The following is a 19,919-nucleotide window of genomic DNA, read 5'->3' as shown; positions in this document are numbered from 1 at the left end:
GGGTCCCTCCCTCAGTGTCCGGTCTTCGGGGTGTAGGTCGCCGGCTTCACCGGCATCTCGACCTTCAAGGGGGCGGAGTGGGCGAAGCGCAGCTCGACGGAGACCGTCTGGCCTTCCTTCGGCTTGCGCTTGAGCTGCTCGAACATCAGGTGGTCGCCGCCGCTCCTCAGCTCCAGCCGGCCGCCCGCGGGGATCTTCAGGCTCTTGACCTCCTGCATGGCTCCGTCGACGGTCTCGTGGACGGTGACCTGCCCGGCGACATCGCTGGTGACCGAGGTCAGGTCGTCGGCAGCACCGCCCTTGTTGGTGACGGTGAGGAAGCCGGCCGCCATGTCGTCGGACACCGGCTGCGGCATGTACGCGGAGCCGACGGAGAGTTCCGGCTTCCCCGAGTCGCTGTCGCCGCCGGAGTCCGAGCCGCCGCAGCCCGCCAGGGCCAGGGCTCCGGCTATGACGAGGGCGGGCGGGCCGAGCCTGAGCCTCACGGCTTCTCCCCCTTGACGATCTTGGGGAGGTCCTTGGTGTAGTCGTCGACGGTGGCGTCCTCGCCGTAGAGGACGTAGCCGCCGTCGGTCTTCGGGGAGAACGCGATGACCTGGGTGCCGTGCTCGGAGACGAGCTTGCCGTTCTTGTCCTTCGTGGTCGGCTCGATGGAGATGCCGAGGGTGCGGGCGCCGGCCTGGATGGTCGCGAAGTCGCCGGTGAGGCCGACGAAGCTGGAATCGATGCCCTTGAGCCACTTGCCGAGTTCGGCCGAGGTGTCGCGCTTGGGATCGGTGGTGACGAACACCACGCGCAGTTCGTCCTGCTCGGCCTTGGGCAGCTGCTTCTTGGCGACGGCGATGTTGTTCATCGTCAGCGGGCAGACGTCGGGGCAGTGGGTGTAGCCGAAGTAGATCAGCGTGGGCTTGCCCTTGGTCTCCTTGCGGAGGTCGTACTTCTTGCCCTGCGTGTCGGTGAGGACCAGGTCCGGCTTCTCGAACGGCTTGTCGAGGACGGTGGCGGCCTTGTCGGTTCCGGCCTCCTCCGACACCACGGCGACGGGCTTGTTGCTGTCGTCGCCGCTGCCGCAGGCGGTCAGGGTCAGGGAGGCGGCGGCGAGCAGTGCGGCCGCGGCGAAGGTCTTGGTGCGCATAGAAAAATGTCCCAGATGTCGGTGACCCGGCGCGCACCGGGGCCCTCGCCCGGAGGCGGGGGTCCGGCGCGCGCCGTCAACGGAAGAGCCTCAGGCGCCGGTGCGCCTACGCCCGGCGAGCACGCCGTAGGCGACACCGGCCGCGCCGACCACGATGCCGACGATGCCCAGTACGCGGGCGGTGGTGTCGGTGCTGTCGGAGGAGGTGGAGTCGGAGGCGGCCGTCTCGGCGGAGGCCTTCTCGGCCGACTTGGCGTCGGAGTCGTCGCCGGCCGCCGAGTCGTGGTGCCCGTCCTCGGAGGCGGCGGACAGCTCCAGCACCGGGGCCGGGTTGTCGGGCTCCTCCTGGCCCTTCTGCGGCACCTCGATCCAGCGGACGACCTCCTTGTTGGAGTACGTCTGCAGGGCCTTGAAGACCAGCTCGTCGGTGTCCTCGGGCAGCTGGCCGACGGAGAGCGGGAACTTCTCGAAGTAGCCGGGCTCGATCCCCTTGCCGTCGGCGGTCCAGGTGACCTTGGTGACGGCCTCGGTGATCTTCTCGCCGTGCATCTCCAGCGGCTTGTCCAGCTTGGACTTGGTGACCTCGATCTTCCAGCCGGGCATGGGCTCCGGCATGACGGAGGCCAGCGGGTGGTCGGACGGGAAGGTGACCTCGAGCTTGGTGGTCGAGGCGTCGTCACGCTCGTTGGGGACCTTGAAGTTCACGACCGCGTAGCCGCCCTTGGCGGCCGTGCCCTCGGGCTGCACGCTGACGTGCGCGAAGGCAGGGGCGGACAGGGCGAGGACGGTGATACCGGCGGCGGCACCGGCCGCGGCGATACGGGAAGCCTTCATGGAAGGGGCACTCCGCTGTGATTCGGTCTGGATGTGGAAGGAGGGATGCGCGCACACGCGCGTGCCGCACGACGGCGGCCCCTCCTCCGCGGGAGCGGAGTGCTGGTGGTCGCGTCGCGTCAGGCGGCTAGGGCGAGTGCGGCTGCGGAAGCCGTGGCGGCCGGCGGGCCGCGCCGGATCACCGTGTGCTGGAGGGCCAGGGTGTGAGGCATCGGGGGCGCGGGCCGCGCGGCGCACGCCGGGCGCGGGCGTGCCTCCGGGGCTCCCGGGAGCCCGGCGCGCAGGGCGCGTACCAGCCTGAGAGCGGTCCGCAGGGAGCGCACGAGCGCCCCCTCGCGGACTCCCTGCGCCGACAGTTCGGTGAGCCGCAGCAGAGCCAGGTCGCCGTGGCGCAGCAGCCAGCCGGCGGCGAGCGCCGCGAGGACGTGACCGAGCAGCATCGGCAGGGACGGCCACAGTGAGGCCGACTCGGACACGGCGTCCGCGGGCAGATGGGTGTGCGCCCCGGGGGACGGCTGGATCCGGGCTTCAGTGAGGATCTTGTGGGCCTGCGCCGGGCTGATCGCCGCCGCCGTCGTGCCGCACACGAACCGCGCGGCCTGCTGGACCAGCGCGGCGTCGCTTCCGCCCGCCGGCGCCGAGGACGTGACGGCGGCCGTACCGTGCTGGCCGAGGCCGAACAGCGTGTGCAGCACCGTCTGGCCGACCGCGAGCATCCCGGTGATCCCCGCCAGGGAGCGCACGCGCCCGGCGAGCGGGGCCGTCACCGCGGCCACCCCGAGGAACCCGGCGCCCAGCGTCCACAGCGGAATGCCGTCGCAGGAGGCGAGCGCGTGACCTGCGCCGGCCAGCACGACGCAGACCGCGGCGAACACCGCGGCCCGCAGGATCCGGAGCGTGTGTCCGGAGCGCATCGTGCGCGCGTGGGGGGCAGTCATGGCGGGCTCATCATCGCACTGGCCCCGCAGGCCCCGTGCGGCAGGTCCACAAGATGCCGTACGACCGGAACGTCACGCTCTGGCCCCGCGCGCCCCTGGATGCACCGATGTCTGCCCCCCACATACACCGATCAGGACCAGCGCGCATCCGCCGTATGGGCGGCGTCACGTCAACTTCACGCTTACACAGGGGCGGTGAGGGCAATACGTAACGGTATGTCGAGCCGCAGCCAGGAGGCTGGAGCATGAGCATTTGGTGGTCACTCCATCTGCGGCGCGAAGCTGCGAGCGTGCCGCTCGCCCGCCGCCTGCTGATCGGCACGATGGAGACTGCGGGCGTCGACCCCGACATCTCCTACGACCTCTCCGTCGCCCTCAGCGAGGCGTGCGCGAACGCCGTGGAGCACGGCGGGGACACGGGGCGCGGCCCCGGTTCGGAGGCGTACCGGGTCACCGCGTACCTCGACGGCGAGAAGTGCCGGATCGAGGTCGCCGACGCGGGCCCGGGGTTCCCCGCGGCCTCGGCCGGGCGGTCCCGTCCGCCGGTCCGTCCCGCGCACTCCGACGCGGAGAACGGCCGGGGGCTGTGTCTCATCGAGGAGCTCGCCGACCACGTCCACATCGGCAACAAGCCGGGCCGGGGCGGAGCCGTGGTGAGCTTCGACAAGGTCCTGAAGTGGCGTTCCGACGCCCCGCTGATGGCGGTCTGACCTCCCCGGCGGGGCGGTGTTTCACGTGAAACACCGCCCGTGACCGGCCGTCCTACAGCGCCCCCCAGTCCAGAGTCGTACGCGCCAGCCCCGCCACCTCCGTCAGCAGCGCCAGCCGCGCCGCCCGGACCGCCGGGTCGGGGTCCATCACCAGTACCTTGTCGAAGAAGACGCCGATCGCCTCGACCAGCGGGGCGGAGACCTCGATCAGCGCGCCGAGATCGTCCTCCCGGCCCTGCAGCGTCTGCCGCACGTCCTGTGCGCTCTCGGCGAGACGCAGTTCCGCGGGTGCGGTCAGCAAGGACACATCCGCCGCCTCGACACCGCCCTCGGGCAGGATGCGCACCACCCGCTGGAACGCGGCGGCGAGTGCCTCGAACGCCTCGCTGCCGATGTGCCGCTCCAGCGTGGCCAGCGTGCGATCGCCGTGGGCGGGCCGGTCGGCCCACACCAGCACGGCCTGGACGAGCCGGTGCTCATGCCCGGCGTCGGTGAGCTGCTGCTCATAGCGCCGGGTGATGAGCTCGGCTGCCTCGGCGACCCGCTCGGCGGGCACCTCGACCCCCTGCGCGGCATACCGTACGGCCGCCGCGCGCAGCCCCTCGCTCACCCGCACCCCGGCCACGGCGGGCAGGCTCCGCAGCACGTTGAGCAGCCCGATCGCCGCCCTGCGCACCCCGTACGGGTCGGAGCTCCCGGTCGGTGCGGCGCCGATGAGGAACATGCCCGTCACCAGGTCGAACCGGTCGGCCAGGGACAGCACGGCCCCCGCGTCCCCGGCGGGCAGGGCGCCGCCGGCGGAGCGGGGCAGCTCCATCTCGGCCAGCGCCCGGGCGACCTCCTCGGACTCGCCGGACCGGCGGGCGTACTCCTCCGCCATGACCCCGGCCAGCCCGGAGAACTCGATCACCATCTGCGACGCCAGGTCGAACTTGGCCAGGGCACCGGCCCGCCGCACGACCTCCACCGACTCCTCCGGGAGCCCGGCCCGTCCGGCCAGGTCCTGGGCGAGGGAGGCGAGCCGGACCGCACGGTCGGCGACCGTGCCGAGGCGGTCCTCGAAGGTCAGCTTGTCCAGCCGCCGCCGGAACTCCTCCGGCGCCACCTTCAGGTCCGCCCGCCAGAAGAACGCGGCGTCCTCGTAACGGGCCCGCAGCACCGCCTCGTTGCCCGCCCGCACCACGTCGTCGTCGCACAGGGCGTTGGCGAAGGTCACGAAGTGCGGCATGAGCCGCTCGCCGTCCAGCACCGGCAGATAGCGCTGGTGCTTGCGCATCACGGTGGTCAGGACACTCGCGGGCAGTTCGAGGTAGCGCTCGTCGAACGAGCCCCGCACGGCGTACGGGAACTCCAGGATGTCGGTGATCTCGTCGATCAGCCCGGCCTGGCCCTCCACGTCGATGCGCCCGCCCACCTCGGCGGCGGCCTCCAGGGCACCGCGAACGACGGCGCCGCGCCGGGCCTCGCGGTCCAGCAGGATGCCGTGCATGTGCAGGAAGTGCGGATAGCCCTCGGCGGAGGTCACCCGGACCTCCGGGTAGGGGGCCTGCCGCTGCACCCGCGTCGTGTCGCTCGCGGAGAGGGAGGAGACCACCACGGGCAGGGGAGTACGGCCCAGCAGGGCGAGCAGCCAGCGCACGGGACGCGAGAACGACAGCCCGGGATCGCTCCAGCGCATGTTGCGCCCGGCCCGCAGCCCGGAGACGACCTCGGCCAGCAGGTCGCTCAGCACCTCGACGGCCGGCCGCCCCTCCTCGTGACGGGTGACCGCCACGTACTCCACCCCATTGGCCTCGACCACGCGCACATCGCCCGGTTCGGCGCCCTGGCTGCGGGCGAAGCCCAGGAGCGCGGCCGTGGGCGCGCCGTCCTTGTAGGCGGCGGCGACCTTGGGCCCGCGCACGGTCCGCATGGTGTCCCGCTCGCGCGGCTGCACACCGTCGACCGTGATCACGATCCGGCGCGGCGTGGCCATCACGGTGATCGCGCCGTGCCCGAGCCGGGTCGCGGCGAGCTTGGCGGTGACCGACTCGCGCACGGCTTCGGTGGTGGCGGGGACGTCGGCGTAGGGCAGTTCCTCCACGCCGATCTCGAACAGCAGCGTCTCGGCGCCGGGCACCTTGGGGAGCGGGGCCCGCTCGGCCGGAGCCGGCGCCGCCGCCAGCCCGAGCGGGTGCTCCAGCGCGGCCCGCCGCCGCTCCCACAGCTTGGCCGTCTCGTGCGTCAGGCCACGCATCAGCGAGAACGCCTTGGCCCGCTCGGTGGTGCTGATCGCACCGCGCGCGTCGAGCACGTTGAAGGTGTGGCTGCACTTCAGCACGTACGTGTACGCAGGCACGGGCAGTTCCAGGTCCAGCAGGCGCCGGGCCTCGGCCGCGTACGACTCGAACAGCCGGTGGTTGGTGTCGATGTCGGCGTCGTCGAGGTAGTAGCGGCTCATCTCGTACTCGTTCTGCCCGAACACCTCGCCGTAGGTGATGCCCGGCGCGTACGCGATGTCCTTGAAGTGGGACACACCCTGGAGGTTCATCAGGATGCGCTCGAGGCCGTACGTGATCTCCACCGACACCGGGTCCAGGGCGACACCGCCGACCTGCTGGAAGTAGGTGAACTGGGTGATCTCCATGCCGTCCAGCCAGACCTCCCAGCCCAGCCCCCAGGCGCCGAGGGCGGGCGAGGCCCAGTTGTCCTCGACGAACCGCACGTCGTGGGCGTTCAGGTCCACACCCAGGGCGCGGAGGCTGCCCAGGTACAGCTCCTGCGGGTTGCCCGGGTCGGGCTTGAGGATCACCTGGAACTGGGTGTGGGTCTGGAGCCGGTTGGGATTCTCGCCGTAGCGCGAGTCGTCCGGCCGCACGCTCGGCTCCACGTAGGCGACGCTCCACGGCTCGGGACCGAGCACCCGCAGTGCCGTGGCCGGGTTGGCCGTACCGGCTCCGACCTCGGTGTTCAGCGGCTGCGTGATCATGCAGCCGTTGTCGCTCCAGTACTTCTGCAGGGTGAGGATGGCGTCCTGCATGGTCAGCGCCGTCTGAACGTTCTTCATGGTGATCGCGCCCGTTCCCCGAGTCGGCCCGGCAAGGTCGGCCATGATCTCATACGTCAACTACCGCTGACCTGCTGTTTCTTGACCGGCCGGTCGGACGTCCCCGGCTCCTTCACCGGGAAGCGGCTCCGCCGCGAGTGCGCGACCCGCCCCCACGCACCCGCGGGCAGCACTCAGCCCTTGAGGGAGGCCATCCACTCCTCGACCTCGTCGGACTTCCGAGGCAGCGCCGCACTGAGGTTCCGGTTGCCGTCCTCGGTGACGAGAATGTCGTCCTCGATCCGCACCCCGATGCCGCGGTACTCCTCCGGCACCGTCAGGTCATCGGCCTGGAAGTACAGCCCGGGCTCGACGGTCAGACACATCCCCGGCTCCAGGACACCGTCCACGTACGCCTCGACCCGCGCGGCAGCGCAGTCGTGCACGTCCATGCCGAGCATGTGCCCCGTTCCGTGCAGCGTCCAGCGCCGCTGCAGCCCGAGCTCCAGCACCCGCTCGACCGGCCCTTCGACGAGCCCCCACTCGACGAGCTTCTCGGCCAGCACCCGCTGGGCGGCGTCGTGGAAGTCGCGGTACTTCGCGCCCGGCTTCACCGCCGCGATCCCGGCCTCCTGGGCCTCGTAGACGGCGTCGTAGATCTTGCGCTGGATCGCGTCGAACCGCCCGTTGACCGGCAGTGTGCGCGTCACGTCGGCCGTGTAGTACGTGTGCGTCTCCACACCCGCGTCGAGCAGCAGCAGGTCGCCCGACCGCACGGGCCCGTCGTTGCGCACCCAGTGCAGTGTGCAGGCGTGCGGCCCGGCGGCGGCGATCGTGCCGTAGCCGACGTCGTTGCCCTCCACGCGCGCGCGGAGGAAGAACGTGCCCTCGATGTACCGCTCGGAGGTCGCCTCGGCCTTGTCGAGGACCTTCACCACGTCCTCGAAGCCGCGCACGGTCGAGTCGACCGCCTTCTGCAGCTCGCCGATCTCGAACTCGTCCTTGATGAGCCGCGCCTCGGAGAGGAAGACCCGCAACTCCTCGTCGCGCTCGGCGGTGACCTTGTCGGTCAGCGCCGCCTCGATGCCGGTGTCGTAACCGCGCACGACCCGCACCGGCCCGGTCGCCTCGCGCAGGGCGCCGGCCAGCTCGCGCACGTCGGAGGCCGGGATGCCGTACAGCGTCCCGGCCTCGGTGAGGGAGTGCCGGCGGCCCACCCACAGCTCGCCCTGGCCGTCCAGCCAGAACTCGCCGTTCTCGCGGTCGGAGCGCGGCAGGAGGTAGATCGTCGCCTCGTGGCCCTCGGCCGTGGGTTCCAGGACCAGGACGCCGTCCTCGGTCTGGTTGCCGGTGAGGTAGGCGTACTCGACGGACGCGCGGAAGGCGTACTCGGTGTCGTTCGAGCGGGTCTTCAGGTTGCCCGCGGGGATCACCAGACGCTCGCCCGGGAAGCGCGCGGACAGCGCGGCCCGGCGGGCGGCGGTCTCGGCGGCCTGGGGGATGGGCTGCAGGTCGCGCAGCTCGGTGTCGGCCCAGCCGCTCTTCATGTTCTCGGCCAGCTCGTCGGACACGCCCGGGTACAGTCCGTTCTTCCGCTGCTTGATCGGCTCTTCGCTCTCGTCCGGGCCCGCTGCGTCAGCAGCAGAATCAAAAGCTGCCGGTGTGAGCTCCTCGGCCACGGTCATCCTCCTCGGTACGGCACTGGACCACCGTCCACTGTACGGCGGCCCGGAAGCGGCCCCGGGGCGATGACGAGGAGCGTTACTCGAAACGGACCGCCAGCAGGACGACGTCCTCCGCACCCGCCGCCGCGTCCAGCCCGTCCGGCAGCACGCTCCGCAGAACGTGATCTGCGATCGCGCCGGGGTCGCCGCGCAGGGCCCGGGGCACCCCGGCCGCGGCCGCGTGCAGCCGGGCGAAGGCGCGGTCCGTGGCCTCGCCCGTGCGGTGCAGCAGACCGTCGGTGTAGAGCAGAACCGTCTCTCCGGGCTCGGCGAGGATCTCCACGCTGGGCGCCTCCCAGCAGGCGAGCATGCCGAGCGGGGCCGAGACGGACGTCTCCACGTACTCGGTGCGGCGCGGTCCGATCAGCAGCGGCGGGCTGTGCCCGGCACCGGCCAGCGTGATCTTGCGTGCGGCCGGTTCGCAGTAGCCGAACAGGGCGGTGGCCGAGCGGGCCGGTTCGGTCAGCCGCAGCAGCAGCTCCAGGTCGGACAGGACGGCGACGGGGTCCTCCCCTTCCATCACGGCGTAGGCGCGCAGCGACGCCCGCAGCCGCCCCATCGCGGCGACGGCGCTCGGGCCCGACCCGGTGACGGACCCGACGGCCAGGCCGAGGGCGGCTTCGGGCAGTGGCAGTGCGTCGTACCAGTCGCCGCCACCGTGCGGGCCCGTGCGGTGGCGGGCGGCGAGCTGGACGCCGGCGACTCGGGGCAGCCGGGCGGGCAGCAGCTCGTCCGACATCGTGGCCATCGACGTGCGGGTGCGTTCCAGTTCGAGGAGGCGGGCCAGGTGTTCGGCGGCGTACCGCGTGTAGAGGCCGGCGAGATGGCGCTGCCGCTCGCCCGGTTCGGCGGGCTCGTCGTAGAGCCACACGGCGACGCCGAGGCGGCCGGCGCTGTCGGCGGTCAGGGGGAGGGCGTAGCTGGCGGCGTAGCCGAGGCGGGCCGCGACCTCGCGGTGGCGGGGGTCCAGCCCCTCCACGGCGAACAGGTCCGGTTCGGCGATGCCGCCCTCGCCGCCCGCCAGCCCGTCGAGGATCCGGCCGTAGGACAGGGCGCTGCGCGGCACCGTCTCGATGTGGCCGAGATCGGCGCGGGCGAGGCCCAGGCCGATGGTGGTGTCGGGGCCGAGTCCGTCGCCCGGTTCCAGGACGACGAGGCCGCGCCGGGCGCCCACGAGGGCGGCGCCGGCCCGCAGCAGTTCCTGGAGCGCCTCGTCGAGTGCGGCCGTGCGGGCCAGGCGTTCGGTGAGCTCGTGCAGGGTGGTGAGGTCGGAGACCCAGCCGGCCAGGCGGTCCTGGAGCACCGCTCCGGGAGGGGGCGGGGGGTTCGCGGGAGCGGCCGGGGACGCACCTGCCGCCACGGGCGCGACAGTGTGTGCGGGCGCCGGAACCGTTGAATCGATTCCAGCCACTTTCGGAGGGTGCGGAGCGTTCATGGCGTCCGGCCTTCCAACCGGTACGTACTGCTCAAAAGCATCGCAAACCCCCATGTCATTCTGCGTCGCTAGCAGTGTCTCCACATGTACACGCACTCGTGAGGAGATGTCCAGCATTGTCCTGCCGGGATTCCTGGTGTCCATGAGGACCGAGAGAACAACTCTCCTTCCTCTTGCGGAAATGCAAAGTTGGCTTAAAACTGCCTCAGGGGACGGCTTATTGCGGTCGACTGGGCTTGCTCGACGGAGCGTCACAACGGTCGTGATGGGTACGTACTCGGTGAAGGCCAGGGGTGGTTGGGAACCACCCGGAACCTGGTGACGGAACCGGGCGTCCTATCCACCGACGACCGTGCCCCATCCTCCCGTGGCGGAGGCGGAGAGAAATACGCGCGACGGCAAACGCCATACTTCGCCACCCCTACGCCACGCCCGTGCTTTCGACATACGCAGTATGGGCGGGACGGCCGCGGAGGCAGCCCAAAGCTCGACCCATAGGGGTTCCCCTTGCTTCCAGCAGGGGTGTGATGCGCCAACAGGTACGCACAGTGAAGTGATCGACACATGATGTGATGTGGACCACGGTGTTGCCAGGCGTGCAACGGAAAGGAACGAGCGCTCATGCGCGAGATCCTCGGAAGGCGACGCAGGCTCCTGTCCCAGCGCAGCGACGGGAGGCCTGAGCTGATCGGCGCGGCCCTGACCTACGCGACCAAATGGCAGTGGCCGGTACTCCCGGGTGTGGCGGCGGACCCGCAGGGGCACTCCCGCTGCAGCTGCCCCGACCCCGACTGCACGGTGCCAGGCGCCCACCCCTTCGACCCCGGCCTCCTCGCGGCCACCACCGACGAACGCATGGTGCGCTGGTGGTGGGGCAACCGGCCGACGGCGCCGATCGTCCTGGCCACCGGTGGCCACGCCCCCTGCGCGGTCTCGCTGCCGGCCCTGCCGGCCGCCCGCGCCCTCAAGGCCCTCGATCAGATGGGCATGCGGCTCGGCCCGGTCGTCGCCTCCCCCGCCCGCTGGGCGATCCTCGTCAAGCCGTACTCCATGGAGCAGCTCGGCGAACTGCTCTACGCCAAGGACTTCGTGCCCGGCTCCCTCCGTTTCCACAGTGAGGGCGGCTACCTGGCCCTGCCCCCGTCCGAGACGGGCCAGGGCGAGATCCGCTGGGAGCGCGCGCCGTTGCCCGGCTCGGCCTCGCCGTGGGTGCCCGATGTGGAGGCAGTGGTGGACGCCGTGGTCGAGGCCCTCACTCGTACGGGTGTGAGCGCGCCCGAGTTCTAGGGCTGTCGGGCGCGCCGAGCCCGGCGCCCGCCCCGGCGCGTTAAGTTCCGGAGCCATGCGGCGTCATGCCCGGGGCCGCTCCCGGGATCCCCGAAAGACCAGACTGTTCGCCCTCGCGGGCGTCGCGGCGGCGTGCGCGGCCGCACTGCCCCTGGCGGTGGCGTCCGCGGGGCCCGTGGGGTCTTCGGGGGCCAAGAGCGCTGTGGGGACGGTGGGTGCCGACGTCCGGACGACCGGTTCCGGCGCCCTGCGTCCTTCCCCGCGCGCCGACGGCAAGGAGCCGGGGGCTCCCTCCGCCGTCCCCGGCCGCCCCGCGCCCGGCCGGGGCCTGCCGGCCGCCGTGCGCTGCGGTCCCGGACTCTCCTCGCCCGACGGCATCGAGGCGCAGACCTGTGTGGTGACGCAGGGTGGCAAGACCTGGGCACGGACTTACTACCGCAATGCGACGGGCGAGGCGCTGGACGCCGTACTGAGCCTGATGGGTCCCGACGACCGGGACGTGCGGATGACGTGCGCCGTGCGAGCGGATGACGAGCCGGGGACGTGTGAGACGCCGAGGGAGCCCGCACGCGGGAATCCGGCGGCGTACACGGCCGTCGCGGAATTCGCCGAGCGGGGCGGGCGGGGTCCGCTGCTGCTGCGCTCGGGGAGCAACTAGCCCCAGAGAAAGGGCAGTTGAGAAACGGCTGCGTTCCGTGAACGGAAGCCGGAACGAAAAGACCCGGTTGCTGGCGACGGGGGATGCACCAGCAACCGGGCTACAGGAACGGTAACAAGAGATCGGCGGTTCGCAAATTCGAACTCGCCTTTCCGGTCACCGACTGGCTTGTCCGCGACGGGAGTTGTGCTCCTCCCGCACGCGACGACCCGGCCGGCCGGTGGTCCGGCCGGCCGGACCACCGGGGCGGTGTCAGCTGAGCGTGACCTGCCGGTTGGTGAGGCCGCCACGGGCGCGGCGCTCGTCCGCGGTGAGCGGCGCGTCCGTCGCCAGGGCGGCGGCGAGACGCTCGGCGAACTCCGCCGCGGGCTTCTCCACGTCCTCGGCCGTGACCCCGCTGGGCAGGTCCCAGACCGGCACCGTGAGCCCGTGAGCGCGGAAGGAGCCCACCAGGCGGGTGCCCTCTCCGAGGCTGGAGCGGCCCGCGGCGTGCAGCCGCGCGAGGGCGTCCAGAAGCAGTTCCTCGGCGTGCGGCATGACCCACCGCAGATGGTTCTTCTCCGGCGTCTCGCACCAGTACGCGGCGTCCACGCCCTGGAGCTTGACGGTCGGGATGGCTGCGGCGTTGGCCCGCTCCAGGGAGGCGGTCACGTCGGGCGTGGCGTTCTCCGGGTCCGGGACCCAGAACTCGAAGCCGCTGTGCACTTCTGGCTCGAACGCGCCCTCGGGGTCGAGCAGATCCTGCAGCCGCGGGCTGTCGGCCGGGGCGCGGCGGCCCTGGACGGGCGTGCCGGGCTGGGCTTCCAGGGCGCGCTGGAGGGTGTCGGCGAGGTCGCGGCTGATGTCGCCGGAGGAGGTGTCGTTCTGCAGGCCGATCAGGACCGAGCCGTCGTCGCGGCGCAGGGCGGGCCAGGCCATCGGCAGGACCGTGGCGAGCGTGACCGCGGGGACGCCCTCGGGCAGGCCGTCCTTGAGGGTCAGCTCGACCGTGGCCGCCGGGACCAGTTCGCGCAAGGCCACCCAGTCGCACTCGCCGGGCAGGCCCTCGAAGGGGCGGTGCACCAGCTCGGTCGCGGCGTGGGAGGCGGCCCGGCCGTGACAGGCCTTGTAGCGGCGGCCGCTGCCGCAGGGGCAGGGCTCGCGGGCGCCGACGACCGGAACGTCTCCATCGGCACCTGCGGTGCGGGCCCCGCCCGTGGTCTGCGGGCGCTTGGCCTTCGTCTGGGGTCGCTTCTTGGCCATCGATGGGTCTCCCGGTTACGGCTCGTCTCGTACGGTCGCGAGCCTAGCCGTTCGTGCCCCGGGCCACGGGGTCCTGTGGACAACGTCCCCGTCGGCGGGGCGTACGCGATCAGTCCATGTCGTCGAAGGCGTCCGCGAAGTCCAGCCCGGGTATCCGGGAGACCGCGGGGGCGGCGACCCGCGTCGCGAAGTCGTCGCGGCGGTGGCCCGCGTCCGGGTCGTGGACGTCCTCGTGGACGATGACCCACACGGTGACCTCGCCGCGGATGTCGTCGCGCACGCCCCAGTCGTCGGCGAGCGCGGTGATGATGTTCAGCCCGCGGCCGCCGTGCGCCGTGACCGACGGGGTCGCGGGGGCGGGGCGGGTCGGGCCGCCGCCGTCCGTGACCTCGACGATGAGCCGGCCGGCCGGGTCCACGCGCCAGGCGGCACGGACGTCACCGTCACCGGAGAGCGCGTCGCCCAGGGGCCTGCCGTGCTTGCACGCGTTGCTCAAGAGTTCGGAAAGGATCAGTACGGCGTCGTCGATGACCGATTCCGCGACTCCACCTCCGCGCAACTGTGTACGCATCCGGTGTCTCGCTTCCCCCACGCCCGCAGGGCCGTGGGGTACGGCCATGCTCGACGACGTGGGCACCTCCTGTGCCACCACCAACGCCACCCCCGAGACCTCCTTCGCCCCACGCCACGGTGTGGATGCCCCATTGGCCTGTACCGGAAACCGGCCAATCCACGTCCCATGACGCATTCACCACGACCGAATACGGATCGAACGTGCCGGAGCACTCCCTGTAATCAACTGGCTGGAAACCGTCGGTGTGGCCGAGATGGGAGGATCCCGTTCGCCGGGGCGTGGGGTCAAGAGGTGTGCGTGGGTCTGGTGTGACTTGAGAGGTTGGCGGCGCCCCGCCGGCCGGTGTCGGGCGTCAGCGGCCGAGCTGGTCCAGCACCGCGCGCGGGCGGTTGGTGATGATGGCGTCGACGCCCAGCGCCACACAGTGATCCACGTCGGCGGGCTCGTTCACGGTCCACACGTGCACCCGGTGCCCGGACTGCTTCAGGCGCTCGATGTAGGTGGGGTGGTTGCGCACGATCCGGATGGAGGGGCCCGCGATCCGCACGCCCGGGGGCAGCCGTCCGTCGCGCAGCCGGGGCGAGAGGAACTGCGTCAGGTAGACCGTCGGAAGGGTCGGCGAGGCGGCGTGCACGCGGTGCAGCGAACGGGCCGAGAAGCTCATGACCCGCACCTGGGACTCCTCGGCGGAGGCCGGGGCGTCGAGGCCGAACCGCTTCAGCAGGACCAGCAGCCGGTCCTCGACCTGCCCCGCCCAGCGGGTGGGGTGCTTGGTCTCGATGGCCAGTTCAACGCGGCGCCCGGCGTCGGCGACGAGTTCCAGCAGCCGCTCCAGGGTGAGGACGGAGGTCGCCTCCCGGTCCTCCGGGCGGTGCTCCCAGTCGGGTTCCTCGTCGCGTCCCCTCCAGGCCTCGCCCGTCTTCCAGGACCCGAAGTCCAGAGCGGCGAGGTCGGCGAGCTCCAGCGCGGAGACCGCTCCGCGGCCGTTGGACGTACGGTTGATCCGGCGGTCGTGGACGCACACCAGGTGGCCGTCGGCGGTGAGGCGCACATCGCATTCGAGGGCGTCCGCGCCGTCCTCGATCGCCTTGGTGTACGCGGCCAGGGTGTGCTCCGGGGCGTCCTCGGAGGCTCCGCGGTGGGCGACGACTTGAATCACGTGCTGTCGTGCGTGGGTCACCGCGTCATGGTGCCACCGAGTGCGGGTACGCGTCCGGTCGGACGGACTCGACGGATGCGCAGGTCCGGACGGAGGCATTGGGATTGCACCCTTTTCGCTGGTAATGGCCTATATAAAGAATGACCCCGGACGCACAGCCACCGCTTATGGTGCTCTGACGGCCGGTGGGAAAAGCTGACGGCATACAAAGGGACAAGCACCGCTCCGTCGCGCCGGACCCGTCGACCGGCGTGAGGAAGCGCGACCGAGTGCGACCCGGACAACAGCCGTGGATCTAGGAGAGAAGCTGTGAGCACCGAGAACGAGGGCACCGCGGTACCCCCCGCCCCGTCCGCACCCCCCGTGCCGGTGGACGCTCCCGCTGCTCCGGAGCCCCAGGCACAGGCCTCCCAGGGGCCGTACGGGCAGGACGCCCGGGGGCAGGCTCCTCAGGGGCAGGGCACCTCCGGTGACGCCGGTCACCCCGGCGTCTCCTCTTCCGCCCCCGACCCGTCCTGGCCCCCGCCCCCGCCGCCGACCGCCCCCTACGGCGACGGCGGTTCGGGGTCCGGTCCGGGCGGCTGGGGTTCGTCGTACCAGCAGCCGGCGCCGAAGTCCGGCCGCGGACGCGGCGGTCTGGTCGCCGCGGTGCTGGTGGCCGCGCTGGTCGCGGGCGGCCTGGGCGGCGGGCTCGGCTACGTGCTGGCGAAGGACAACGACGAGAGCACCGGTTCCACGACGGTCTCGGCTTCCGCGAACGGCGGCGACCTCAAGCGCGACCCGGGCACGACCGCGGGCGTCGCCGCCAAGGCGCTGCCGAGCACGGTCACGATCGAGGCCGAGAGCAACAGCGGCGAGGGCGGCACCGGCACGGGCTTCGTCTTCGACAAGCAGGGCCACATCGTCACCAACAACCACGTCGTGGCGGACGCGGTCGACGGCGGCAAGCTGACGGCGACCTTCCCGACCGGCAAGAAGTACGACGCCGAGGTGGTCGGTCACGCGCAGGGCTACGACGTGGCGGTCATCAAGCTCAAGGACGCTCCCTCCGACCTGAAGCCGCTCACCCTCGGCGACTCGGACAAGGTCGCCGTCGGCGACTCGACCATCGCGATCGGCGCCCCGTTCGGCCTGTCCGACACGGTGACGACGGGCATCATCAGCGCCAAGAACCGCCCGGTGGCCTCCAGCGACGGCAGCGGCAGCCAGGCGTCGTACATGAGCGCCCTGCAGACCGACGCCTCGATCAACCCGGGCAACTCCGGCGGTCCGCTGCTGGACGCGCGGGGCAACGTCATCGGCATCAACTCCGCGATCCAGTCGACCGGCAACGGCGGCTTCGGCACCGGCCAGTCGGGTTCGATCGGCCTGGGCTTCGCCATCCCGATCAACCAGGCCAAGTACGTCGCCCAGGAGCTGATCAAGAACGGCAAGCCGGTATACGCGAAGATCGGCGCGTCCGTCTCCCTGGACGACAGCTCCGACGGCGCGCAGATCACCGACCAGGGCGCGGGCGGAGCGGCACCGGTCGAGCCGGGCGGCCCGGCCGCGAAGGCGGGCCTCAAGCCGGGCGACGTCATCATCAAGCTGGACGACCGGGTCATCGACTCCGGCCCCACCCTCATCGGCGAGATCTGGACCCACCAGCCCGGCGACAAGGTCACGATCACCTACGAGCGCGGCGGCAAGCAGCGCACGGCCGAGGTCACCCTGGGATCCCGCGTCGGCGACAACTGACCCCCACCCGCCCGCACCGACCCGTTACCCTTGTCCCCGCGCCGCCGATCACGGCCGGCGCGGGGAGGCGTGCCCGAGCGGCCGAAGGGAACGGTCTTGAAAACCGTCGTGGCAGCGATGTCACCGTGGGTTCAAATCCCACCGCCTCCGCCGAGGTCATAGATGTTGCAGGTCAGAAGGGGTGCCTCCCACTGAGAGGCACCCCTTCTGCGTGGGCTCTGTCTCACCTTGATCCGGCTGTGTCGCGTTGTTGATCAGTGCTTGTGGACCAGCTGTGGCCTGTGGGACAGCCCTGCTTGCAGGTAGCGCGCCGGCCCGCGGACGGACAGCAGGCCGCACAGGCGTTATCGGATGGGACGCCGACCGGTGCGCCGGGACCAGCGGACGGCGATGAGGGCCAGCGCGGTCACGAGAATCGCGATGCCGATGATCAACAAGTAGCCCAGTCCCTCGGCCGCCACTCCGATGATTCCCAGCACGACGGCGATCAGAACGAGAAGCAGCAAGAAGGCCATGACCCGTACGCCCTCCCCAGGGTGGATGAGCGTGGGCGTCAGCGGCGTGCGAGTTGCCGCTCGCCGCCTGCTCCCGTCCGGTAGGGCATGTCGTAGTGCTGGAAGATCGCCTCCTCCGACTCGGCGGGCAGGATGTCGTCCATGCCGAGCGAGGGCGCCCTCTTCACCAGCGTCTTGGCGTAGGAGACCTTGACGTAGCCGGGTCCGAGGATTGCCTCGTCGAGGGGTACGAAGGCCAGGTGGTGGCGGGTGGGGAGTCCGGTGCGGACCGTGGCCATGGCCGGTTCGTCGGTGGTGGTGTCCACGTAGACCGCTTCGAGCACGCCGATCTTGTGGCCCTTCGGGTCGACGACGCTGCAGTTGCGCCACTCGCGGATATCGGCTGAATGGATCATGGCCTGCCTCCTGAGCCGTTGATCCGGGCCGTTTCGAGCCGCCCTGCGGGCGGTCACAGCCTGCTGAACCTCGGTGGCCCTTTGTTCGTTCAGGCTATCCGCGAATCTTCGCTTCGCGCCCTCGCGTGGCAAGGGTTTCGAACGTGGTAGTCGGCAGGCATGCCGATGAAGCCTTCCGGTGAAGCGGACCGTTCGTCTCGGTTCGGGCGACTGCGCCGCGCGATCAGCCGTTCGCCAGTCGGGCGGGGACGGAGGCGGAGCAGGGATACCGAGCTGTGGTCGCGTTCGCTGGGCTTCGCGGCTCTGGGGCTGCTCACGCTGGTACCGCTGCTGATCATTGTCTCCGCTGCCGACGCCGAGCACGGGCGGGGGTTCGCGCAGTGGCTGGGGGAAGGGCTCGGCGTGTCGACGGCTTCAAGGCGGCAGGTCGAGCAGTTGTTCATCCGGCCCGGCCAGGCCCTGCGGACCACGACCGCCTTCGGTGTCGCCGCCCTTGCCGTGTTCGGCCTGACCTTCGGGGCGGCGGTGCAGACCGGCTATGAGAAGGTCTGGGACCTGCCGCCGGCTCGCTGGTGGGCCCGATGGCGGCATGTGGTGTGGCTCGCCGTCCTCACCGGATACCTCTATCTGTCCGCCACCACCACGCTGCGGCGCGAACCTCTGGCGGGTGGGGCCGTCGCATCGCTGAGTGCCGTGTTGTTCGTGTGGTGGTCCCAGCGCCTGCTGCTCGGCGGGAGGGTCCGCTGGCGTGCCCTGCTGCCCGGCGCCGTGGCCACCGTGATCGGGCTGCTCGGCCTGAGGGTCTTCTCCCGGCTCGTCTTCTCGCCGTTGATCGCGTCCAACGCCGTCAGCTACGGGCCCGTCGGAACCGTCCTGGTCATCGAGTCCTGGCTGGTCGGCGTGGGCGTCGTGGTCTTCGGCGGGGCGCTGGTCGGCCGACTGCTGTACGAGGAACTGCTCCGCATGGCGCAGGCGCTTAAACAGCGCAGGTGACCCGTATGACGGGTCGGCACACTTCTCCTCACGGCCCGCTCAGCCCGAGTGGTGGCCGTCTCCTGGGTGCCTCTTCCGTCTGGGCAACGGCAACCGGCTCCCCACCGTCTTCAGCCTTGAGACCCCACGACGCAGGAGTGCCATGACGAACACCAAGGCGCGCACGGCCGCCCTCATCACCCCCGTCGGGCGGGAAGCCCAGGACGAGGCCAGGGCGCTGGCCGCGGACGGTCGTACGGGCAAGGCCGCGCGGCGGTTGCGCAGGGGCTCCTGGCTCAAGCGGGGGCCTGCCCGGGAGGCCGTGGAACTGCTGGCCGGGGGGCACGCGCTGCCCACGAGCACCGCCCAGGGGCTGGCCGCCCTGCGTGAACTCGATGCCGGGCTGGTCGGGGAGCTGACCGCTCTGCTCGACGACGGGCAGCAGATCGCCGCGGTCAAGCTGCTCCGTGAGCGGACCGGTGTCGACCTGGCCGGTGGCTATCACCTCGTCCTGGAGCTGGGTGGCCGGCCGGGGGAGGACTGAGCGCGCCACGATCAGCCTGGCGGTCTGGGCGCCGTCGGAGTCAGGTCGTGGCAGGTGTACCACTCCGTGCCGAGCAGCCGTTCCCGCTCCGGCGCGGAGAGGGCGGCGATCAGGCCCGGCGCGGCTCCTCGTGCCACCTCCGTGCGGTGGGCCAGGACCGCGGCGATCTTCCGGTCCAGCCAGGGGGTGACGTCGAGGGTGGCGGAGACGCGTTCGTCGGGGACCGTGCGCATCGCTTTGCCCGTGGAGGCCCAGGGCCCGCCCCATGCCCGGAGGGCCGAGTGCGGGTGTGTGGCCAGGTACAGGACGCTCGGCTGCCAGGGCTCTCCGGCGTCCGGGAAGAGGCGTTCCAGGCCGGCGGCGTGGACCGCGAGCGTGGTCACGCGGTGGGTGTGCACGTGGTCCTCGTGGCCGGTCAGGCCGCCGTAGGCGTCGTGGGTGACGACGATCTCCGGGCGGAAGTCCCGCAGGTGCGCCACCAGTTCCCCCACCGCCTCGTCCAGCGGGGCGTCGCACCAGCGCGGTCTGCCCGGGGCGGAGCGCGGGACGCGGGAGTCGGCGTAGCCCAGCATGCGGGGCGGGCCGGCGCCCAGGATGCGGAGTGCCTCTGCCAGTTCGGCGGCGCGCGGGGTGTCCGCCGACCAGGTCGGCGTGACGACGGCCGTGCGCGCGCCCGCGATGGCGTGGCGGGCGAGGATGCCGCCCGCCGACAGGGACTCGTCATCGGGGTGGGCGAAGACCGCGAGCAGGCTCGGCGCCGACATCGGCCCTCGCTACGGCCGGTCCGGCGTCGAGTCCGGCGTCGAGTGCGGTGACTCGGTGATGCCGATCGCCTGGCTCGGGCACTTCTCCACCGCCTCCAGGACCTCCGGGGCCTCGCCCGCCTGCTCGCGGCCCGGGCGGACGACCCCGTAGCCGTCGACGAAGTCGAAGACAGCCGGGGCCCGGTGGGCGCACTCGGCGGAGCCGTAGCAGAGATCCCGGTCGACAGAGACCTTCATGCCGCTTTGTCCCCCTCCTGACGGCATCGGGAGC

At 71.6% G+C, this 19,919-nt stretch carries 20 protein-coding genes and 1 tRNA gene; 7 read left to right on the top strand and 14 right to left on the bottom strand.

The window, feature by feature from the left end:
* Window positions 1–11: 11 nt before the first annotated feature.
* The 4 genes from HNR57_RS14680 to HNR57_RS14665 form a co-directional block, all read right to left on the bottom strand.
* Window positions 12–485 (bottom strand): copper chaperone PCu(A)C, encoded by a 474-nt coding sequence (locus HNR57_RS14680; protein ID WP_184560469.1) that lies wholly within the window; start codon window positions 483–485, stop codon window positions 12–14.
* The gene (locus HNR57_RS14675; RefSeq protein ID WP_184560468.1) at window positions 482–1,135 is read right to left on the bottom strand and encodes an SCO family protein; all 654 of its coding nucleotides are present in this window, start codon (window positions 1,133–1,135) and stop codon (window positions 482–484) included. Before HNR57_RS14675 ends, HNR57_RS14680 begins: the two co-directional genes overlap by 4 nt.
* 90 nt (window positions 1,136–1,225) lie before the next feature.
* A complete protein-coding gene (locus tag HNR57_RS14670) occupies window positions 1,226–1,969 on the bottom strand; it encodes a YcnI family copper-binding membrane protein (protein ID WP_184560467.1) in 744 nt (247 codons plus the stop codon).
* 119 nt (window positions 1,970–2,088) lie between these two features.
* Window positions 2,089–2,907: a hypothetical protein gene (locus tag HNR57_RS14665; protein WP_184560466.1), complete on the bottom strand. Its 819-nt coding sequence runs from the start codon at window positions 2,905–2,907 to the stop codon at window positions 2,089–2,091.
* Window positions 2,908–3,152: 245 nt separating this feature from the next.
* On the opposite strand from HNR57_RS14665, the gene HNR57_RS14660 reads away from it, so the two are divergent.
* Window positions 3,153–3,617, top strand: coding sequence for an ATP-binding protein (locus tag HNR57_RS14660; protein WP_184560465.1), 465 nt, complete (start codon window positions 3,153–3,155; stop codon window positions 3,615–3,617).
* A 52-nt stretch (window positions 3,618–3,669) separates the two neighbouring features.
* On the opposite strand, the gene HNR57_RS14655 is transcribed toward HNR57_RS14660, so the two are convergent.
* The 3 genes from HNR57_RS14655 to HNR57_RS14645 form a co-directional block, all read right to left on the bottom strand.
* Window positions 3,670–6,663, bottom strand: coding sequence for a glycine--tRNA ligase (locus HNR57_RS14655; RefSeq protein WP_184560464.1), 2,994 nt, complete (start codon window positions 6,661–6,663; stop codon window positions 3,670–3,672).
* A gap of 173 nt (window positions 6,664–6,836) precedes the next feature.
* The gene (locus HNR57_RS14650; RefSeq protein WP_184560463.1) at window positions 6,837–8,321 is read right to left on the bottom strand and encodes an aminopeptidase P family protein; all 1,485 of its coding nucleotides are present in this window, start codon (window positions 8,319–8,321) and stop codon (window positions 6,837–6,839) included.
* A gap of 82 nt (window positions 8,322–8,403) precedes the next feature.
* On the bottom strand, window positions 8,404–9,918 hold the full coding sequence (locus HNR57_RS14645; RefSeq protein WP_184560919.1) for a PP2C family protein-serine/threonine phosphatase: 1,515 nt from the start codon (window positions 9,916–9,918) through the stop codon (window positions 8,404–8,406).
* Between the two features lie 504 nt (window positions 9,919–10,422).
* Here HNR57_RS14645 and HNR57_RS14640 point away from each other — a divergent pair.
* Both HNR57_RS14640 and HNR57_RS14635 read left to right on the top strand, forming a co-directional pair.
* Window positions 10,423–11,088: a bifunctional DNA primase/polymerase gene (locus tag HNR57_RS14640; RefSeq protein WP_184560462.1), complete on the top strand. Its 666-nt coding sequence runs from the start codon at window positions 10,423–10,425 to the stop codon at window positions 11,086–11,088.
* 55 nt (window positions 11,089–11,143) lie between these two features.
* Window positions 11,144–11,746 carry a hypothetical protein gene (locus HNR57_RS14635; protein WP_184560461.1) on the top strand — a complete coding sequence of 201 codons (603 nt, stop codon included), beginning with the start codon at window positions 11,144–11,146 and terminating at the stop codon, window positions 11,744–11,746.
* A 252-nt stretch (window positions 11,747–11,998) separates the two neighbouring features.
* Here the strand turns inward: HNR57_RS14635 and HNR57_RS14630 are convergent, their stop codons facing one another.
* From HNR57_RS14630 to HNR57_RS14620, 3 genes are all read right to left on the bottom strand, one after another.
* Entirely contained in the window at window positions 11,999–12,988 is a 990-nt protein-coding gene (locus tag HNR57_RS14630) for a DUF5926 family protein (protein WP_184560460.1), read from the bottom strand.
* A gap of 109 nt (window positions 12,989–13,097) precedes the next feature.
* Window positions 13,098–13,736, bottom strand: a complete 639-nt coding sequence (locus HNR57_RS14625) for an ATP-binding protein (protein ID WP_033309828.1) — start codon at window positions 13,734–13,736, stop codon at window positions 13,098–13,100.
* 178 nt (window positions 13,737–13,914) lie between these two features.
* On the bottom strand, window positions 13,915–14,742 hold the full coding sequence (locus HNR57_RS14620; RefSeq protein WP_184560459.1) for a glycerophosphodiester phosphodiesterase: 828 nt from the start codon (window positions 14,740–14,742) through the stop codon (window positions 13,915–13,917).
* A 288-nt stretch (window positions 14,743–15,030) separates the two neighbouring features.
* Between HNR57_RS14620 and HNR57_RS14615 the strand changes: the two genes are divergently transcribed.
* Window positions 15,031–16,458 (top strand): S1C family serine protease, encoded by a 1,428-nt coding sequence (locus HNR57_RS14615; protein WP_184560458.1) that lies wholly within the window; start codon window positions 15,031–15,033, stop codon window positions 16,456–16,458.
* 63 nt (window positions 16,459–16,521) lie between these two features.
* Window positions 16,522–16,608: transfer RNA gene (locus tag HNR57_RS14610), tRNA-Ser, on the top strand.
* A 194-nt stretch (window positions 16,609–16,802) separates the two neighbouring features.
* Here the strand turns inward: HNR57_RS14610 and HNR57_RS14605 are convergent.
* Both HNR57_RS14605 and HNR57_RS14600 read right to left on the bottom strand, forming a co-directional pair.
* Window positions 16,803–16,973: a hypothetical protein gene (locus HNR57_RS14605; RefSeq protein WP_184560457.1), complete on the bottom strand. Its 171-nt coding sequence runs from the start codon at window positions 16,971–16,973 to the stop codon at window positions 16,803–16,805.
* Between the two features lie 38 nt (window positions 16,974–17,011).
* Window positions 17,012–17,368: a PRC-barrel domain-containing protein gene (locus HNR57_RS14600; protein WP_184560456.1), complete on the bottom strand. Its 357-nt coding sequence runs from the start codon at window positions 17,366–17,368 to the stop codon at window positions 17,012–17,014.
* Window positions 17,369–17,527: 159 nt separating this feature from the next.
* Here HNR57_RS14600 and HNR57_RS14595 point away from each other — a divergent pair, with 159 nt between their 5' ends.
* Window positions 17,528–18,361, top strand: a complete 834-nt coding sequence (locus tag HNR57_RS14595) for a YhjD/YihY/BrkB family envelope integrity protein (RefSeq protein WP_184560455.1) — start codon at window positions 17,528–17,530, stop codon at window positions 18,359–18,361.
* 142 nt (window positions 18,362–18,503) lie between these two features.
* Window positions 18,504–18,884 carry a hypothetical protein gene (locus HNR57_RS14590; RefSeq protein WP_184560454.1) on the top strand — a complete coding sequence of 127 codons (381 nt, stop codon included), beginning with the start codon at window positions 18,504–18,506 and terminating at the stop codon, window positions 18,882–18,884.
* An 11-nt stretch (window positions 18,885–18,895) separates the two neighbouring features.
* Here HNR57_RS14590 and HNR57_RS14585 read toward each other — a convergent pair whose 3' ends face one another.
* Together HNR57_RS14585 and HNR57_RS14580 are read right to left on the bottom strand one after the other, a co-directional pair.
* Window positions 18,896–19,648, bottom strand: a complete 753-nt coding sequence (locus tag HNR57_RS14585) for a PIG-L deacetylase family protein (RefSeq protein WP_184560453.1) — start codon at window positions 19,646–19,648, stop codon at window positions 18,896–18,898.
* 9 nt (window positions 19,649–19,657) lie between these two features.
* The gene (locus HNR57_RS14580) at window positions 19,658–19,885 is read right to left on the bottom strand and encodes a ferredoxin (protein WP_184560452.1); all 228 of its coding nucleotides are present in this window, start codon (window positions 19,883–19,885) and stop codon (window positions 19,658–19,660) included.
* Window positions 19,886–19,919: the final 34 nt, after the last annotated feature.

The sequence above is a fragment of the Streptomyces paradoxus genome (assembly GCF_014202475.1).
In the GTDB taxonomy this organism is placed as follows: Bacteria; Actinomycetota; Actinomycetes; order Streptomycetales; family Streptomycetaceae; genus Streptomyces; species Streptomyces paradoxus.
This window is presented reverse-complemented; position numbering and strand designations above follow the sequence as displayed.

What these genes read in the sequence shown, in the direction of transcription:
- HNR57_RS14595 (WP_184560455.1), top strand. Translation starts at nt 17,528, where the DNA reads ATGCCGATGAAGCCTTCCGGTGAAGCGGACCGTTCGTCTCGGTTCGGG.
- HNR57_RS14605 (WP_184560457.1), bottom strand. Translation starts at nt 16,973, where the DNA reads ATGGCCTTCTTGCTGCTTCTCGTTCTGATCGCCGTCGTGCTGGGAATC.
- HNR57_RS14580 (WP_184560452.1), bottom strand. Translation starts at nt 19,885, where the DNA reads ATGAAGGTCTCTGTCGACCGGGATCTCTGCTACGGCTCCGCCGAGTGC.
- HNR57_RS14625 (WP_033309828.1), bottom strand. Translation starts at nt 13,736, where the DNA reads ATGCGTCATGGGACGTGGATTGGCCGGTTTCCGGTACAGGCCAATGGG.
- HNR57_RS14660 (WP_184560465.1), top strand. Translation starts at nt 3,153, where the DNA reads ATGAGCATTTGGTGGTCACTCCATCTGCGGCGCGAAGCTGCGAGCGTG.
- HNR57_RS14590 (WP_184560454.1), top strand. Translation starts at nt 18,504, where the DNA reads ATGACGAACACCAAGGCGCGCACGGCCGCCCTCATCACCCCCGTCGGG.
- HNR57_RS14670 (WP_184560467.1), bottom strand. Translation starts at nt 1,969, where the DNA reads ATGAAGGCTTCCCGTATCGCCGCGGCCGGTGCCGCCGCCGGTATCACC.
- HNR57_RS14635 (WP_184560461.1), top strand. Translation starts at nt 11,144, where the DNA reads ATGCGGCGTCATGCCCGGGGCCGCTCCCGGGATCCCCGAAAGACCAGA.
- HNR57_RS14675 (WP_184560468.1), bottom strand. Translation starts at nt 1,135, where the DNA reads ATGCGCACCAAGACCTTCGCCGCGGCCGCACTGCTCGCCGCCGCCTCC.
- HNR57_RS14600 (WP_184560456.1), bottom strand. Translation starts at nt 17,368, where the DNA reads ATGATCCATTCAGCCGATATCCGCGAGTGGCGCAACTGCAGCGTCGTC.
- HNR57_RS14665 (WP_184560466.1), bottom strand. Translation starts at nt 2,907, where the DNA reads ATGACTGCCCCCCACGCGCGCACGATGCGCTCCGGACACACGCTCCGG.
- HNR57_RS14655 (WP_184560464.1), bottom strand. Translation starts at nt 6,663, where the DNA reads ATGAAGAACGTTCAGACGGCGCTGACCATGCAGGACGCCATCCTCACC.
- HNR57_RS14585 (WP_184560453.1), bottom strand. Translation starts at nt 19,648, where the DNA reads ATGTCGGCGCCGAGCCTGCTCGCGGTCTTCGCCCACCCCGATGACGAG.
- HNR57_RS14630 (WP_184560460.1), bottom strand. Translation starts at nt 12,988, where the DNA reads ATGGCCAAGAAGCGACCCCAGACGAAGGCCAAGCGCCCGCAGACCACG.
- HNR57_RS14645 (WP_184560919.1), bottom strand. Translation starts at nt 9,918, where the DNA reads ATGCTGGACATCTCCTCACGAGTGCGTGTACATGTGGAGACACTGCTA.
- HNR57_RS14640 (WP_184560462.1), top strand. Translation starts at nt 10,423, where the DNA reads ATGCGCGAGATCCTCGGAAGGCGACGCAGGCTCCTGTCCCAGCGCAGC.